At 44.6% G+C, this 14,600-nt stretch carries 13 protein-coding genes; 6 read left to right on the top strand and 7 right to left on the bottom strand.

Features of this window, described 5'->3' with window-relative positions:
- Positions 1-46 precede the first annotated feature (46 nt).
- The 6 genes from L5M17_RS20925 to L5M17_RS20900 all read left to right on the top strand — a co-directional run bounded on the left by L5M17_RS20925 (position 47) and on the right by L5M17_RS20900 (position 8,306).
- Positions 47-925 carry an ABC transporter ATP-binding protein gene (locus L5M17_RS20925; protein ID WP_219256113.1) on the top strand — a complete coding sequence of 293 codons (879 nt, stop codon included), beginning with the start codon at positions 47-49 and terminating at the stop codon, positions 923-925.
- A gap of 12 nt (positions 926-937) precedes the next feature.
- Positions 938-4,495, top strand: coding sequence for an ABC transporter permease/M1 family aminopeptidase (locus L5M17_RS20920; protein ID WP_263149015.1), 3,558 nt, complete (start codon positions 938-940; stop codon positions 4,493-4,495).
- Positions 4,496-4,667: 172 nt separating this feature from the next.
- A complete protein-coding gene (locus tag L5M17_RS20915; RefSeq protein WP_263149013.1) occupies positions 4,668-6,389 on the top strand; it encodes a phospho-sugar mutase in 1,722 nt (573 codons plus the stop codon).
- A gap of 173 nt (positions 6,390-6,562) precedes the next feature.
- Positions 6,563-6,946 (top strand): VOC family protein, encoded by a 384-nt coding sequence (locus tag L5M17_RS20910; protein WP_212599862.1) that lies wholly within the window; start codon positions 6,563-6,565, stop codon positions 6,944-6,946.
- A gap of 87 nt (positions 6,947-7,033) precedes the next feature.
- The gene (locus L5M17_RS20905; protein WP_263149034.1) at positions 7,034-7,483 is read left to right on the top strand and encodes a GyrI-like domain-containing protein; all 450 of its coding nucleotides are present in this window, start codon (positions 7,034-7,036) and stop codon (positions 7,481-7,483) included.
- Positions 7,484-7,592: 109 nt separating this feature from the next.
- Positions 7,593-8,306, top strand: a complete 714-nt coding sequence (locus L5M17_RS20900) for a helix-turn-helix transcriptional regulator (RefSeq protein WP_028760503.1) — start codon at positions 7,593-7,595, stop codon at positions 8,304-8,306.
- A gap of 105 nt (positions 8,307-8,411) precedes the next feature.
- Here L5M17_RS20900 and L5M17_RS20895 read toward each other — a convergent pair whose 3' ends face one another.
- The 7 genes from L5M17_RS20895 to L5M17_RS20865 all read right to left on the bottom strand — a co-directional run bounded on the left by L5M17_RS20895 (position 8,412) and on the right by L5M17_RS20865 (position 14,271).
- Positions 8,412-9,704 carry an aerolysin family beta-barrel pore-forming toxin gene (locus L5M17_RS20895; protein WP_263149011.1) on the bottom strand — a complete coding sequence of 431 codons (1,293 nt, stop codon included), beginning with the start codon at positions 9,702-9,704 and terminating at the stop codon, positions 8,412-8,414.
- Positions 9,705-10,412: 708 nt separating this feature from the next.
- A complete protein-coding gene (locus tag L5M17_RS20890; RefSeq protein WP_028760501.1) occupies positions 10,413-10,715 on the bottom strand; it encodes an AzlD domain-containing protein in 303 nt (100 codons plus the stop codon).
- The gene (locus L5M17_RS20885) at positions 10,712-11,551 is read right to left on the bottom strand and encodes an AzlC family ABC transporter permease (protein WP_263149009.1); all 840 of its coding nucleotides are present in this window, start codon (positions 11,549-11,551) and stop codon (positions 10,712-10,714) included. The genes L5M17_RS20890 and L5M17_RS20885 overlap by 4 nt, the downstream gene beginning before the upstream one ends.
- A gap of 125 nt (positions 11,552-11,676) precedes the next feature.
- Complete coding sequence (locus L5M17_RS20880; protein WP_263149007.1) at positions 11,677-12,513, bottom strand: AraC family transcriptional regulator; 837 nt, start codon at positions 12,511-12,513, stop codon at positions 11,677-11,679.
- A 189-nt stretch (positions 12,514-12,702) separates the two neighbouring features.
- Positions 12,703-13,359, bottom strand: coding sequence for a Vat family streptogramin A O-acetyltransferase (locus tag L5M17_RS20875; RefSeq protein WP_168823624.1), 657 nt, complete (start codon positions 13,357-13,359; stop codon positions 12,703-12,705).
- A gap of 30 nt (positions 13,360-13,389) precedes the next feature.
- The gene (locus tag L5M17_RS20870) at positions 13,390-13,905 is read right to left on the bottom strand and encodes a ClbS/DfsB family four-helix bundle protein (RefSeq protein ID WP_263149005.1); all 516 of its coding nucleotides are present in this window, start codon (positions 13,903-13,905) and stop codon (positions 13,390-13,392) included.
- Between the two features lie 57 nt (positions 13,906-13,962).
- On the bottom strand, positions 13,963-14,271 hold the full coding sequence (locus L5M17_RS20865; RefSeq protein WP_263149003.1) for a hypothetical protein: 309 nt from the start codon (positions 14,269-14,271) through the stop codon (positions 13,963-13,965).
- Between the last annotated feature and the right edge of the window lie 329 nt (positions 14,272-14,600).

Below are 14,600 nucleotides of genomic sequence, written 5' to 3'. Positions count from 1 at the left end.
GTGATAGTTTGTCGGTATTTTGAACTCACAGACGCAAGAGGGAAGCATGCTGACTATTTCTAATCTCACTAAAACCTATGATAACGGTGTTAAAGCACTCGATGGTGTTGATTTAACGATTTCCAAAGGGATGTTTGGTTTACTCGGACCCAATGGCGCGGGCAAGTCATCACTCATGCGTACTATTGCCGCCCTGCAAAGCGCCGATAGTGGCAGCATAGTGTTTGATGGTATTGATGTATTAGCCGATCCTCAAGCGCTGCGTAAAACCTTGGGATATTTGCCCCAGGACTTTAATGTTTATCCGCGTATTAGTGCCTATGACCTGTTAGATCATTTAGCCATTCTTAAGGGCATTAATCAAAGCAAGCTGCGTAAAGAAGCGGTTGAAGGATTGCTGGCACACACCAATCTTTATCAGCATAAAAATAAAGCCGTGAGTGGTTTTTCTGGCGGTATGCGTCAGCGTTTTGGTATTGCTCAGGCCTTACTTGGGGATCCTAAATTATTGATTGTGGATGAGCCGACTGCGGGTCTCGATCCCGAAGAACGTAACCGTTTCCATAACTTGCTGGTGAGTTTAGGCGAGGAAAAAGTGGTAATCCTCTCGACTCACATTGTCGAAGATGTGTCTGAACTCTGCGCTAATATGGCGGTTTTGGCATCGGGTAAAATTCTGCTTCAAGGCAATCCACATCAATTGGTGGGTGAATTAACGGAAAAAATTTGGACTAAGACTGTGAGTCAAGCACAGGCGCAGGAGCTTGAAGCGCAATTACCTGTGATTTCTAAGCGTTTATTAGCGGGACGCACAGTCCTTAATGTGATGGCTGAAACTTGTCCTGAAGGATTTACCTCTGCGACTGCTGGGCTTGAAGATCTGTATTTTTCGACTTTGCTCAGTCACCGCCGTCAGGCTGCCTAAGGAGATATCAATATGTTGTTATCAATGCTTAGGTTTGAGTGGCGTTATTATTTGCGTCAGCCATCCTTTTATGTTGTTTCTTTTCTATTGTTTTTAATGAGTTTTCTATCAGTCGTCTCTAACAATATTCAAATTGGTAGCGGCGGTGAGGTGATGAAAAACAGCCCATTTGGGATTACTCAAACCATGTTGATCATGGGACTTATTTCCATGTTTGCCGTGGTGAATTTTGTGGGTAGCACGGCTATTCGCAATCATCAGCATTTAATGGAAGAGCTGATTTATAGCAAACCCCTATCACCATTTGCATACCAATTTGGTCGATTTCTCGGCAGTTTTGTTGTGGTGATGATGGTATTTGCCTTTATCCCCATAGGGTTAATGCTCGGCTCTTTTATGCCATGGGTCGATGCTAGCCGTTTTGGGCCTTTTGCGTTATCGAATTATCTTGTGCCGTATTTTTTACTCGCCATGCCGACTTTGCTGCTGATCTCGACTCTATTCTATGCGATGGCAAGTCATTTTCGTTCCTTAATGGCGCTCTATCTGACCGCTGTAGCCATGTTGGTGCTGTATACCTTGACGGGCGAAATGGCGAGTCAGCCACAATATCGTACTATTGCTGCTTTGCTTGATCCCTTTGCGCTGCGCACCTTTGCCGAAGTGACCCGTTACTGGACCATTAGCGAGAAGAATAGCCAGTTAATTGAATTCTCAGGACTCGTACTGCAAAACCGGGCGATATGGTTTGGAATTGTCTGCGTGTTACTGGCCGTTTCAGGGATTTTCCGTCAGCCGAGTTTGACTAAGAAACGTGAGAAAAAATCCGATAAAGCAGGAAAAGTTCCTAGCTTAGTGCCTTTGGCACAATTGGCTATGGCAACTGAGCCTAATGGTCGCCAGCAATTTTGGACGCGGGTTAAATTTGAAGTACGGCAAGTACTATTTACCGCGCCATTTGTGGTGTTAGGTGTGCTGACTATTTTCAATTTAGTCGGCCCCATGTTCGATGATTTTGGTTGGTACGGCACATCTAATTGGCCATTAACCCAAGATATGGTGAATAACATTGCCGGCGCGACTGGGTTATTGATGGTGATAGTGCTGATTTATTACAGCGCAGAAATCGTCTGGCGTGAACGCAGTTCAGGAATGGGAGATATCGTCGATAGCGTTCCTGTATCAAACTTAAGCTTTTGGGGCTCAAAGTTAGTGTCTGTGGTCATAGTGATGACCTTGCTCTATGTGCTCGCAATGTGTACCACAATTGTATTTCAATTGATAAAAGGTCAAACCAATCTTGAGATTGCTCAGTACCTTATTCGACTGGGATTTTATTACCTCCTTCCGCTGTTGATGACCGCTGTGCTGGCGTTTTTCCTGCAAGTGCTTAGCCCAAATAAGTACGCAGGTATGGGACTATTTGTTGCTTATTATCTAACGACATTTGTTATGGCAAGCTGGGGATTTGGCCATAGCTTATATAACTTTGGTCAATCACCGACCTTAATTTACTCGGATATGAACGGCTACGGTTGGGGCTTATTAAGTCATGCACTCTATATGATTTACTGGGGGGCTTTTAGCCTTATCCTGTTTGTTTTAGGTTATGGCTTGTACCATCGCGGACCGCAGCAAAGCCTTAAAACCCGTATGGGATTACTGAGTTATCAGCTTGGTTTTAGTGGCAAAGTCATTGTAAGCGTTGCTTTGGTGGTGTTTTTTGGCATGGGCAGTTATTTGTTCTACCAAACAAAAGTGTTGAATCATTATTTAACCCAAGATGAAACCACAGATCTGCAAGCCGATTATGAGAAGGCCTTCAAACAATACCAAAGCATGCCGATTTTAGTGGCCACTAAGGTCAATGCGAATATTGATATTTTCCCTGAAGAGCGAAAAATTGTTGCTAAGGTGATATTCGAATGGCAAAACAAGTCAGATAAACCAATCGAAAGGATGTTAGTGCAGTGGCCCGAGCATACTGAGGCCGAAACGGTAAAAATCAATATCCCAAATACAAACTTAGGTGAGTTAGATAGCCGCTATCGCAATGCTTGGTTGACCTTTTCGACACCTGTGCAGCCTGGGCAGGTGGTGCAAGGGGACATTCAATTAGTACGTCAGTCTGTGGGTATTGCTGAAGCTGGCTTTGATATGTCTGTGGTTGAAAATGGCACCTTCATCAACAACTTCGAACTATTGCCCCTCTTTGGTTATCAAGACGGCTATGAGCTGATGGATCGCCACGAGCGCGAAAAGCGCGATTTAGCCGAAAAAGCTCGAGCGAATAAGCTTGAAGACAGCCGTTACTACACGCAAAACTTCTTTGGCGTCGATGGTGATTTCATTCAGTTTGAAGCCACTATTTCGACAAGTGCAGATCAAATTGCATTAGCGCCAGGGTATTTGCAAAAACAGTGGCAGCAGGATGGGCGTGAGTATTTCCATTATTCAATGGATAGCCCTATGGTGAATTTCTACGCGATTATTTCGGGCCGTTACCAGGTGGAAAAAACTGAGCACAATGGTGTTGCGGTTGAGGTTTACTACCATGCGGAGCATCCTTGGAACGTTGCGCGCATGATAGAGTCGGTTAAAGATTCTATCGATTACTACACACAAGCATTTGGGCCTTATCAGCATAAGCAAATGCGAATTATGGAGTTCCCGGGTTACCGTAGTTTTGCACAAAGTTTTGCTAATACAGTGCCTTACTCAGAGCGTATTGGTTTTATTACTGATTTACGCAATGAGGATAATATCGATCCTGTGTATTACGTCACAGCCCATGAAGTGGCGCATCAATGGTGGGGACACCAAGTGGGCGCTGCGGATGTGCAGGGCAGTGCTGTGATATCCGAAAGCTTGTCACAGTATTCGGCGCTGATGGTGCTGGAGAAAAAGTACGGCGATAAAATGATCCGTAAATTCTTGAAATACGAATTAGATAGATATTTACGTGGCCGTTCATCTGAATCCATCAAAGAAATGCCTTTGCTGCGCAGTGAAAATCAGCAGTACATTCATTATCAGAAAGGCTCAGTGGTGATGATGGCCATTAAAGATGTGTTGGGTGAAGAGAAACTTAACGCTAATTTGAAGGCATTCTTAGCGCGTTATCAGTATCGTAACGATCCTTTCCCAACCACATTGGATTTAGTGAGTGACCTTGAGCAAGGCACAGATGAAGCGCAAGCCCGCTTTATCGATGAGTCTTTTAATGAGATCACACTCTACGATCTTAGGTTAACCAATGCGGTAATGACCACTCTGCCTGATGGTAAGACGCAAGTTGACTTGAGCATTTATGCCAGTCGCAAAGTCGCCAGTGGTAAAGGTGAAGAAACCGAACAATCTTTAGATGCCATCATCGATATCGGTGCCTTTAGTGCCGATCCCGATAAGCTAAAGGATGACAAACAGGTGTTATTGATTGAGAAGCATAGGCTGGTCAGTGGTGAAAACAAGCTGACGATCACTTTGGCTGAAAAACCCAGTTATGTGGGGGTCGATCCCTTTGTGAAGCTCATCGACAGAGATACGAAGGATAATATCTTTAAACTCTAAATCCGTTTTGAAACCAGTTTGTTAAAACCAACGCACTATCTGGCATGACCTGTTAGATAGTGCGTTTTTTATGGCAATACCCATGGCTCATTTTGAAATTAATGCAAATTAGCTTGTTCTTCTACGTGCTTTTTCCTAAGGTGATTGCAAATGATTTTCAATGAGGCGTGATATGAATACCCATCTGCAGTTACAGGTAAACCATTGGCTTGAAAATGATCCTGACCCTCGCACTCAAGCCCAGTTACAAACCCTAATTGATAGCGGCAATGAAGCTGAACTCGCAGCGCGCTTTGCGGGTCGCTTGGAATTTGGCACCGCAGGATTACGCGGTGTCGTCGGTGCTGGGCCTATGGGGATGAACCGTTTGGTGATCCGCCAAACCTCTGCTGGTCTTGGTGCTTATCTACTTGATCAGATTAAAGATGCCGCCGAGCGCGGCGTGGTGATTGGTTATGATGGCCGCCACGATTCATTTAATTTTGCCCATGATGCAGCGAGTGTGCTCACCGCTATGGGGATTAAGGTACGCTTAACGTCCAAAGTAGCGCCAACGCCGCTAGTGGCCTTTGGGGTAAAACATTTTAATGCGGCAGCGGGCATTGTGGTGACCGCGAGTCATAACCCGCCGCAATACAATGGCTATAAAGTCTATTGGGAGAATGGCGCGCAGATTATTCCGCCCCACGACTCTGGCATTGCCGCGCAAATTGAGCGCGCCGCAAATCAAGCGATTCCGTTTTTAGAGCATGATGACGCGGTAACACAAGGTAAGTTAATTATCCTGCAGGACGATTTTTACCAAAGCTATCGTCATGGCGTGCAGCAAGCTGAGGTGCTGCAAAACCATACCGCTCCAGAAAAGGTCAGTTTAGCCTATACCGCCATGCACGGTGTGGGTGCCGAAATGGCTGAAACGGTATTGAAAGATGCAGGTTTCACCCAAGTGTATTCGGTTGCCTCCCAGCGTGAACCCGATGGGGATTTCCCGACGGTGAACTTCCCAAACCCTGAAGAAAAAGGGGCGATGGATTTAGTGATTGCCGAGGCGAAAAAACACGGCGCTATGCTCGCCTGTGCTAACGATCCCGATGCCGACCGTTTTGCGGTTGCAGTGCGTAAAGCGGATGGCGAGTATCAGATGCTGACGGGCGATCAAGTCGGTGTGCTCTTTGGGCATTACTTGTTATCTCACGCCAAAGATAATCAACGACTTACGGGCACAACGATAGTGTCATCGAGCCTGTTATCTAAGATTGCTCAAGGGTTTGGCACGCAAAGCTTTACCACGCTCACCGGCTTTAAGTGGCTGATGAATGTGGGGATTGCAAAAACTTCGCCTGAGGAGCAGTTCCTGTTTGCCTATGAAGAAGCCCTTGGCTACACAGTTGGCAGCATGGTGTGGGACAAAGATGGCTTGTCGGCGCTGGTGGCATTTGCCCAATTGACTGCCGAGCTGGTGGCGAAGGGGCAAACGATTTGGGACAGACTCGAGCAAATTTACCGTGAGCATGGGTTCCATCTCAATGCGCAGGTGAGCATTGCGCTAAAACCTGACACGCCCAATATTGGCGCCTATTTGCGCGAGCATCCACCGGTGAAGATTGGTGAGTTAGATGTGCTCTCAACCGATGATTTAAAGGCACTTGAGCGTCGTTTTGCCGATGGAAATGTTGAGAAAATCGACTTACCACCGAGCGATGTATTGACTTACTGCTTAGCGGGCGGGGCTCGGGTGATTGTCAGACCATCTGGCACTGAACCTAAAATTAAGTGCTACTACGAAGTGGTAGAAACTATGGTTGATACAGATACCTTAGCTAGCGTCCAAGCGAGGGCGAGCAAAGTTATGGATGATTTTATTCAGGCTCACCAAGCCAGTTTGCCAAAATAATCTTGGTTGCTGGTTAAGTTAAAACGCCCAAATTCACTTTTATTAAAAGGCTACTGACATCATGCTGTCAGTAGCCTTGTTTTATGCTTGTTGTCGCCCGTTAATGATTCTGTCCTGAATTTTATAAATAAGGTTTTGAATCATTGATATTTTTCAACAAGGAGAAAGTGAAAATGTTATCTATTGCACCGTTAGTTTGGGGTGAAATTCCTGTCAGTGACATGAACCGTGCCGTTGCTTTTTATCAGCAGCATTTTGGGGTCGAGTTTAAACGTGACGATATGGAAGACATGGAATATGCGAGCATAGTCACAGAGGATGCGAGTGCGGCGAGCATAGGGCTAGTCAAGTGCAGTATGAGCCAGCCGTCAATGCAGGGCAGCACAGTGTATTTGCATTTCAGCACCCATTTGCAACCTTTAGTGGATAAACTCGCTGCCGCCAATGTGAATATTTTGCTGCCAGTGACGCCGATTAATGGTGGAGAGTGTGGTTACATCGCGTTATTTGCCGATAGTGAAGGCAATAAAGTCGGTCTGTGGTCTAAGGATAAGTAGTTTCGAGTGTTAAATTGTTAGCGTCGTGCCCTTAGGCACGACGCTAACATTAACCTATTGGTTTAGATTTCTATGGAAGAAACAAAGATGGATGTGGTTTATATTGATGCTCGACCGTTACTTGGACTAAGCACCCGCACGAATAATCGGGCAGAAATGTCTGTCGATAGCGCTAAAATTGGCAGTTTATGGCAAGCCTTTTTTGAATCATCCCAGCTCACCGCTATGCTCAATTCACCCATGTATGGCGTGTATTATGACTATGAGTCAGACATGAATGGCGAGTTTTCTGTGCTGGTGGGTAAGGCAATTGATGCCCCTGTTGATGCAAGTCATTTTACGCCATTGGAGCTTAACGCTGGCAAATACCTAAAATTCACCGCCCAGGGTGATATGCCACAGTGTGTTATCGATCTTTGGGGGCAAGTGTGGGGTTATTTTAGCGCGGCTGATTGCTTTCATCAGCGACGCTATCAAACGGATTTTGAAGTCTATCTTAGTGCTACTGAGGTTGAGATCTATATCGGGATTTTATGATTCAAATCGTAAAAACACTCAAGTGTGTATTCAAGGACATACCAGCGATTGACCTAGGGTAATAATACTTAATCAATTGATTGATAGATAAAGGGTTAAACCAGAGCTAATGCGCCGCGCCGATCGCCTATTTCAAATAGTGCAAATTCTCAAACATAAACGCCTGACCACAGCCCAAGAGTTGGCTGAACGGTTAGAGGTTTCTACACGCACGATTTACCGTGATGTGCAGGATTTGTGTTTAAGTGGCATTCCTATTGAAGGGGAAGCGGGTGTCGGCTATTTGTTGCGCCACGAGGTTAATGTTCCGCCCTTGATGTTTAACGAAGCCGAACTCGAAGCGATTCAAGTTGGCATGCGTATGGTGCAAACTTGGGGTGGTAAGGAGCTTGGTAGCGCAGCGAGGCAGGCGATGATCAAAGTCGAAGCCGTACTACCAAAACGACTACAAGCCTATCAATCCTTGATGTTTTCACCGGACTTTTACCTCGATTCCAATGAGTTCCAATTCCTCGATCCCTTGCGTAATGCGGCTCAGCGACGCGAATACGTCAAACTCTTCTACCAAGATGTCAAACTGGATGTCACCGAGCGGGAAGTTAGGCCGCTCGCCATCTATTTTTGGCGTGGTACTTGGACCTTACTGACATGGTGTGAGCTACGTGCTGATTTTCGTAATTTCAGGGTCGATCGCATCACAGGTCTTGTGCGGTTAAACCGTCATTTTGATCTCACTCTTGGGCAAGAGCTTGAAGATTATATTTGCCTGATGGATGAGCAATCAAAGGCGCGAGCAGAAGCGAAAGAAAAGCCACTCGAATGAGTGGCTTTGTATTACATTTTTAATTTGCTAGTAACTGGCTAGTTGTATCGAGATCTCTCTGATACTGGTGTCATAGTAGTTATTGAGAGCCTAAGCTCACCGTTTTTAATTGTTTAACATGACTTCGCTTGATTGCGAAATATTCAGTTTTTTGATTAAACCATCTTCATCATTGTTTTGGATCTCGCCGACGGCAACCTGAATATTGCGACTCAGTCCTAATTTTTGAGCGCTTTTAGGACGATTAGCAATGTCTTCATCCGTTAGTGGATAGGATTCACTGGCATCGATATTAAATTGACTTGAATCTATTGCAGTAAATTTACCGCTGATAGGTGCGCCATGTTGTCTAACAATATTCGCCAATTGCCACTCAAACCCACTTTTTGACTGTGCCGAATTAATCGCAGCAGGCCAATCCCATACACCATAACCGTTTATATCTTGATGAAGATATTGATCGACTAAGGCTTCTGGTCCATTCAGATTATTCGCATTCGCTCCGCCAAAGGTGTAAGGGAAGTTAGGTCTATTTGTCGGATGATTAATATGCGCATTACCACCCCATTTTAAGAAGTTCTCATATTTTATATCGTACATCATATATAAACTTGAGGTGTATGGGACATCTGCCTTTTGTTTAAATAGGGTGATTGAGATATAACGTTTGCTGCGAGGCGGCATAATTGCGCGGTACTGCGCCTGACTCGAAATCGTTGTACTTTTGCCGTCGGTTTCACTCCAACCTTGGCTGGCAGAAAATTCGGCGCTGATTTCAGAACTCGCTCCACCTATTCCTGGAATACCCACTTCATATTTATTGGTTACGCCAATTTTCTCGGAGAAAGAGAAATTATCGGTTTTGGCCCAGCTAGTGGTGTAATCATAGTTTAGGGTGGCTACACCGGTATCTTCGGTATCGCCCCAGTTATAGATAACCACAGGAGCAGTATAAATAGCCTCACGATCATAAACTTGAGGTGAACCTAACTTTAGACTTTGAGGATTAGTGACGAAATGAATATTTTGTAAATTTACCTTCAAACGTTCATTCGCTCTGTAGCCGCTTGCATAAGGATCATTGCCGTTATAGCGGGCTTTAAGACTATATTCGTTGCTCGATTCTCTTCTGACTTCGATGTCTTCACCAACATACTGGGATGCTGTACCGCCAGCCCATGCATATCCAAGATGGTGCCCTAAGGAGAATAACGAGCTGATAAACGAGGGGTCGTTAATTGCATCATTTTTAAGCGAATCAAGATCAGGGGCTGCGTGTTCTACCATTGACAGTTTTGGAATAGTATTCGGAATAGCAGCTTCGGCCAACAAAGAAACAGTTCCAAGTGCGGTTAAACAGGATAAAGATAATATACCCAGGCTAGATTTTGTTCTCATGATTGTTCCTTTATTTTAATAAAATACGTCCTTTCATTGAGAGCACCGATGGCAATTATATGTGGTTCTAAATCATATAAATAATCATTACTGCTAGGCACATCTAAAAACTAGCACTTTTATTTTTATTAAACAAAATAAAAATTAATTAATTTGATGTGTGTTTTAATTTGGTTAAAAATGTTAATTAATTTATTTTTAAACGGTATTTAGAACTTTATAATATAGTATATTTACTTTAATTTTTAGTGGGTTGGTTTTTGAATGTGGATTAATATTTATGCGGCATTTTATTATGTAAAACTTTTTAAATGGACTCTTCATTCCGAGAACTATACCGAGAAAAATACTAAGATGAGTGCCGTAATAGATATAGTAAATAACATTTTTTAATGGACGTTTTTAGAGACTAAATAGTTTGAATATGGTTAGGTTAAGTATTTTGTTTGAGTCTTTGTTATTGCTGATAAATATCATCACTCTTCCATTATCGTCGATGTGTGAAATACTGTTAAAGCCGATACTGTTAGTTGCACAGACATAAGAGCCTAAATACATGAAGATTGTGGAAGATCAAGATAACGTGGAAGTGATTTTCTAGGGGGCGATGTCTCAGAGGGGGGTAGGCTGTGTAAAAGAGTGGTAGGAACGGTGTCAGTGATTGATGCAAGAGTCAGTGCCGTTGCTGAGCACTGACTCTTTGTTGACTTAGTGGATAAAGAAAAACAGTCCCATACTCAGTACTGTGGTCAGCAAGGTATTACGGGTGATGAGCGCCAACACAGTAGCGACTACGGCGCAGATGAGATAGCTGTTGTCTAGGCTCAGATCGAGCAGACCTTCTTGCACAAACACTATAGGCGCAAAGATCGCAGTGAGTACCGCAGGGGCTGAGTAACTTAAAAAGGTTTGGGTGCCCTTACTTAATCGCAGCGGTAGTTTAGGCTCAAGTAGTAAATGACGACTGATAAACACAACCGCCGCCATTGAAAAGATCATTAACCAAATCATGCTTTCTCTCCTGACAATGTTTTTGTCTTAATGTCAGTCCCTGTTCCTGTATCCACTTCTGTTTTGGTCTGTGCGCTTGCTAACTGATTTGCGGATTGTTCTGCGCGTTCCGCTTCCTTGGTCACTTTGGCGTAAAGTACACCTGCCGTCATTCCCGCAATGGCGGCAATGAGCAGTCCCGCTTGAATTTTAAAAACGGCGCATATCACTGCTAGGGTAAGCGAGACTAATACACAGACGAGAATCGATGGTTTTTTTATGGTAGGAACGACCAGAGCGATAAAGGTGGCTGCGATTGCAAAATCTAATCCCATCTCATCTAAATTCTCGATCGCATTGCCCGCCACTATGCCAAGTAGTGTGGCTATATTCCAACCGATATAGAAACTCAAACCGCCGCCAAGGGCGTACCAAGGGTCGAATTTATATAACTTGCCTTGATTGGCGATGGCAAACAGTTCATCTGTGAGCAAAAAGCCCAATGTTAGGCGCCACTTTAATGGCAACGGACTGATTTGACTGCGCATCGCCATTGCATATAACAGATGGCGTGAGGTGATGAGTAACGTCGTAATTAAGATACTCCACAGACCAATACCGGCTTTCACCATGCCGAGCGCCACTAATTGAGCCGCGCCCGCAAAGATAATCGCCGACATGGCTTGGCTCTCAATGGGCGTTAGCCCAACCTCAATGGCGAAGGAGCCCGCTAAAATGCCCCAAGGTACAACCGCTATCGTCAACGGCATCATGGCTAATGTACCTTTTAAAAATGCCTTGGATTTCGATGGATGCACAGGATAAACATCAGGTTCTATAAGCTTGTCGGTGGTCACTTTGGCTCCTAAAAATAGCGGCGACGGGGTTGCCGTTAAACAATAAATGCTTGGATAAGGTTGCTTGCTTAGTCAATAGAGGAGAAAGCAAGAATGAGCATGGCAGATTAACTTAAAGTGGTTGTTTAGGCTTGGATAATATTGCGGCCTATTTCTTTGGCAAATTGCCCCGGTGTTACGCCGACTGTCTTCTTAAAATGTCGATTCAAGTGACTTTGATCGTGAAAACCACAATCGAGGGCGACATCAAGCAGCCGTGTGCCTTGTTTGATTTTTCCTTTGGCGAGTCTCACTCTTGCCTGAATTTGGTAAGCGTGGGGCGGTAAGCCGTAATAACGCTGAAATTGGTTCAGCAAATAATAGGGGCTTAATCCCGCGAGTGTTGCCAGCTCTTCAAGGGAGATGTCGGCTGCAGGATGATCGTCGATAAAGGATTTCACCAGTGCTAACGCAGGCTTAGCGATTACAGCGAGGTTATCGCTTGGGCGATTCTTGCCATGGCGTGTCATCAACTGTGTCAAGCTGGAATAGACCAAGCTTTCGCGCAGTAAGCGATTGTCCGATGTATCTAAAGTCGTAAAGGTGAAGCGCAGTAATTCGGCTAATTCAGGATCGTACACTACGGGCTCAGGGAAATAGGGCGCACCGCGGTTTGATGCTAGCTCACTGTTAATATTGGCAAACTGCGCGGGTACTGGATACATGGCACGATAGGACCAACCGCCCTCGGTGGCGCTACAACCATTATGGACTTCGTCGGCGTTGACGAGAATGATGCTGTGCTTTGGCGCCACATGGTTGCCACCCGTGCGATAAAAACGCTGCGCCCCCGTTTCAATCACGCCGACTGTGTAACCTTCGTGGGTGTGCCGACTAAAGTTTTGTTTATGGTAGTGGGCATTGAGTAACTCGAGGCCACCTAATTCACCGGCAATCTGGTAGGCCGCATGTTCTGTGTTCACACTAGGCCTCCGTGTTTAGTGTATGAATGGGCGGGTTGTGCCTGATAGTAACCCAGAAACCCTCAGTGCTTTTGTACAAAATTGCGCATATAGGATTTTGTTTGCGTTTAATGGCGTTTTTTTAATGTGTGTTGCTTAATGCTTGTCGCTTAAGATTTTTTGTTCAGTCTTGCTCGCGATAGGCGTTATTTAGGTTGCCTGCTGTAATGTTGTGAGTTCTGCCCCCGCGATAGCCTCTAGGTGTTGAGTGATTTTCTCTATCGGCCAATCCCACCAAGCGATGGCAACAAGCTCATCTATCACAGTTTGCTCGAATCTCAGCTTGATCACTGTGGCAGGATTACCGCCAACCACAGCGTAGGGTGGTACATCTTTTGTTACTACTGATTGACTGGCAACAATGGCGCCGTGGCCAATTTTTACCCCAGGCATGATAGTGGCGTTATAACCAATCCACACGTCGTTACCGATACAGGTGTCGCCCTTAAAAGGTAAATCTTCGGGCTTGGGCGCCGCTTTCTCCCAGCCATTGCCGAAGATATAAAAAGGATAAGTCGAGAAGCCAGATACTTGATGATTAGCGCCATTCATAATGAATTTCACGTCTTTCGCAATGGCGCAGAATTTACCGATATTCAGTTTATCGCCAATAAAGTCAAAGTGATAAAGTACATTCGACTCGAACCTCTCAGGACCTGCTGGATCGTCATAATAAGTGTAATCACCGACGATAATGTTCTCGCGGGAAATAAAATTTTTAAGAAAGCCAACCTGGGGAAAGCCTTTCATCGGCGCTTTATCGTTGGGATTTGGACCTAACTGCGGGTGAGTGTGGGTACTTGGCATGAATACCTCAGTGCTGAAAAGAGTTATTTACTAGGGTAATGCATTGTCTTTTTTGAATCGTCGTACTTTGGTACGTATATTCTTCATCGGGGAGTAAGTATTGAATTGGATCATACGGCCCAGAGTCCATTTATCGTACCAAGTTATGCCGTACAGTTGCTGATCACTGAGACTCGCAATCAGCGTTGACAATTTTTCCATTGTCATTTCATATTCATCAAGTAAATCAGTATATTGCCATTGGCTATATTCATGATGAAATCGCTCTGCTAATAATCCCAGTTGATTCCATTTATAACCCGTATCGGGAAAATCAACGGGGAGTGCTTGCGATGTTAACTCGTACCATTTGAGCACTAATTTACCCCAGCCAATAAGGTAAGCGACTGTATCACTTACACTCATTTGTGTACCTTTGATGTTTCCTTCTATGCTGCACACACGGGATATTTGGGCTGGGATTGAACGATAGTCTGCCATCAATTTTGGGAAAACTGAGTAAATAGCCAATTCAAGTTCTTGTTTTGATTGGGGGATAGATGACATCACTACCTCGTTTACATTAGATGCTTAGGCTGAGTTTAACATCATCTATTGGGCTATTTAGTATTCACCTGTCACAATAAGCTCTTGTTCAATAGATTCAACAACTAAGGCAAGTGTACTATTTTCTTGCTTAAAGCCGACAGAGCAAATTGCCATCGCGCCGTTACCACAGGTTATTTCAGGGTAATCTTTTGTCATTGGCGTTTCATCTTCTGCTACGGGGGCTAATACCCAGCCAGCAGCCAATAAACTCGATTTCACCTCAGCGTATTTTTTACCCCATAACGCGCTGCTGTCCTGTGCTGGAGCAAATAGAGGCAATACGCCAAGACTTAGCATGATCAGTGGGAGAATGATTTTTTGCATATAAAGCTTTCTAGTTCCCATGTGGTTTCTGTTGGTCGCTTAGCGCTGAAGAATCCCCTGATGATTTACAAATAAATCATCAAATTAGGGTGGAAGCGCATCTTGTTGCATGATCAAATGGTTTCGCTAAAAACTACACTTGGACAACAAGATGCGCGAAGCCAATATCCTACAACATTCTTTACACCAATACTGCCCAGAACTTCACCTAAAACGATTAAACAGCTTGATGCTGGCCTCTAAGGCACTGATTGAATGTAAGACACTGACCTTGACTGAGTTAGGTCGAATTGAATGTAAGACACTGACCTTGACTGAGTTAGGTCGAA

Origin of the sequence: Shewanella sp. SW24 (assembly GCF_025653395.1) — a bacterium.
GTDB classification, from domain to species: domain Bacteria; phylum Pseudomonadota; class Gammaproteobacteria; order Enterobacterales; family Shewanellaceae; genus Shewanella; species Shewanella oncorhynchi.
This window is presented reverse-complemented; position numbering and strand designations above follow the sequence as displayed.

What these genes read in the sequence shown, in the direction of transcription:
- L5M17_RS20925 (WP_219256113.1), top strand. Translation starts at nt 47, where the DNA reads ATGCTGACTATTTCTAATCTCACTAAAACCTATGATAACGGTGTTAAA.
- L5M17_RS20920 (WP_263149015.1), top strand. Translation starts at nt 938, where the DNA reads ATGTTGTTATCAATGCTTAGGTTTGAGTGGCGTTATTATTTGCGTCAG.
- L5M17_RS20915 (WP_263149013.1), top strand. Translation starts at nt 4,668, where the DNA reads ATGAATACCCATCTGCAGTTACAGGTAAACCATTGGCTTGAAAATGAT.
- L5M17_RS20910 (WP_212599862.1), top strand. Translation starts at nt 6,563, where the DNA reads ATGTTATCTATTGCACCGTTAGTTTGGGGTGAAATTCCTGTCAGTGAC.
- L5M17_RS20905 (WP_263149034.1), top strand. Translation starts at nt 7,034, where the DNA reads ATGGATGTGGTTTATATTGATGCTCGACCGTTACTTGGACTAAGCACC.
- L5M17_RS20900 (WP_028760503.1), top strand. Translation starts at nt 7,593, where the DNA reads ATGCGCCGCGCCGATCGCCTATTTCAAATAGTGCAAATTCTCAAACAT.
- L5M17_RS20895 (WP_263149011.1), bottom strand. Translation starts at nt 9,704, where the DNA reads ATGAGAACAAAATCTAGCCTGGGTATATTATCTTTATCCTGTTTAACC.
- L5M17_RS20890 (WP_028760501.1), bottom strand. Translation starts at nt 10,715, where the DNA reads ATGATTTGGTTAATGATCTTTTCAATGGCGGCGGTTGTGTTTATCAGT.
- L5M17_RS20875 (WP_168823624.1), bottom strand. Translation starts at nt 13,359, where the DNA reads ATGCCAAGTACCCACACTCACCCGCAGTTAGGTCCAAATCCCAACGAT.
- L5M17_RS20870 (WP_263149005.1), bottom strand. Translation starts at nt 13,905, where the DNA reads ATGTCATCTATCCCCCAATCAAAACAAGAACTTGAATTGGCTATTTAC.
- L5M17_RS20865 (WP_263149003.1), bottom strand. Translation starts at nt 14,271, where the DNA reads ATGCAAAAAATCATTCTCCCACTGATCATGCTAAGTCTTGGCGTATTG.